Consider the following 1,567-nt stretch of genomic DNA (forward strand, 5'->3'; position numbering starts at 1 on the left):
CGCGCTGCAATATCAATATCAGAAACACAACTTTTAAGTCGGTCGGCAACCACAGACAATAAGTTATCACCAACCAGGTGCCCTAGGGCATCATTAATGTGTTTGAAGTTATCAAGGTCAAGGTAGAGAAACGCAAACTTTCGCTCAGTTTCATCTTGGCTAGCTAACTTCTTATCAACCAGTTCTATCAAATAGGGCCGGTTCGCTAAACCAGTCAAAGCATCGAAGTGAGCCATTTGGTGAAGCTCTTCGGTATTATCACTCAGTTTCTGGTGATAGGCCTCTAACTGAGAGGTTACCTGCAAAGAAGTAGTTTGTAGCTGGCTAATTTCATCAGCAAAAATACGGTTGCTCGCCATGCGCTTAAGCTTGTCTTTTGCTTCTTTATATCGTCCTTGAGGCAATAAAGGAAGCGCCTTGGCTTGCCGCTGCAGAGAACGAATCGGCCGCCACAAAACGAGGAATATCAACAGCATTGAAACAATAATCGCAACTAAGCCAGTTATAACGTGCGTGTGCCGAGCATACTCTATTTGCTCTCTGGCTTGGGTTGTATCAGATATAAATGCAATTAGCGCATTACTACCAACCAATTCAGAGTTAGAGACGAACATAAGCTCAAACTGAGAACCTGGTAAATCAATAATGTTGATTAACTGCCCTTCAGCTTCGACAAAGTCACGCCTCCATCGACTTTGAATAGCATGTTGCTGAAGAATTGGCTGTAGTAAAGGCTTATTCGTCAAAGAAGAGAAAGCCAATCCGGTCTTGCCAAACTGTACTGATGCTTCAGAGTTATTATTAACCGGCGTGAGTATCCCGATATCAGATCCGGTGATTCTATTAAAATCTAGCATCATATCTGCTAGTGATACGCTCAGCTGAATAAGTTTAATATCACCATTAATATCTAGAATCGGAGACAGTACAGCTAACTGACAAAATTCAAAACAGATCATTTCTTCGGACGGAGTGCGACTCGTCAAGGTACGCTCAATAACGTCGGAGTTTGGACGAATGCGTTGATCACCCCACTGCCCAATCACTTCGCCTTTTGCATTAAGTAAGGTTGCGCTCTCTAGGGCCCAAGTTATCTGTAAAGACAGCCAGTGCGAATCGAGCTTGTCCTCAATATACGGACCTTCTGACGTTAAATTTGGTAGACCATCAATTATATTAATTAGCTGCAATGAGCTCTTCTTGAGCAAACCGTTATATTCAATAATATATTGCTGCTGGTTCACACTTCTATTATGCGCTTGCAAGGATTGCATTTGCGCTACATTGAAGTATGTAAAAAATGAGATAAACGATAGAAAGATCGCAGCTAGGCCAACTGCGGACTTCCAATATAAACTAACAAAAAGCTGTTTTTTTGTGTCTTGCATTAGAAACGATACGCCACCTGAGCTAAAAACATATTCCAGTGCTTACGTTGTTTTTCCATATCTGGATTTTCTAAGTCAGGCAACCAAAATGTACCATTTACAGCGTGAAACTCGATTGAAAACATCCATTCGAACGAAGGAGCATAACTAATGCCAATAGTGGAGTCTTTAGCAAAAGC

1 protein-coding gene and 1 pseudogene are annotated in these 1,567 nt (G+C 41.7%); both read right to left on the reverse strand.

Annotated elements, in window-relative coordinates; translation table 11 throughout:
* The coding region (locus A3766_RS21690; RefSeq protein WP_156509040.1) for a diguanylate cyclase domain-containing protein at positions 1 to 1,388 on the reverse strand (1,388 nt) is incomplete at its 3' end.
* A pseudogene (locus A3766_RS32190) lies at positions 1,388 to 1,567 on the reverse strand (hypothetical protein); the annotation flags it as partial. The gene A3766_RS21690 and the pseudogene A3766_RS32190, both read right to left, overlap by 1 nt.

The organism is Oleiphilus sp. HI0132, from assembly GCF_001635845.1.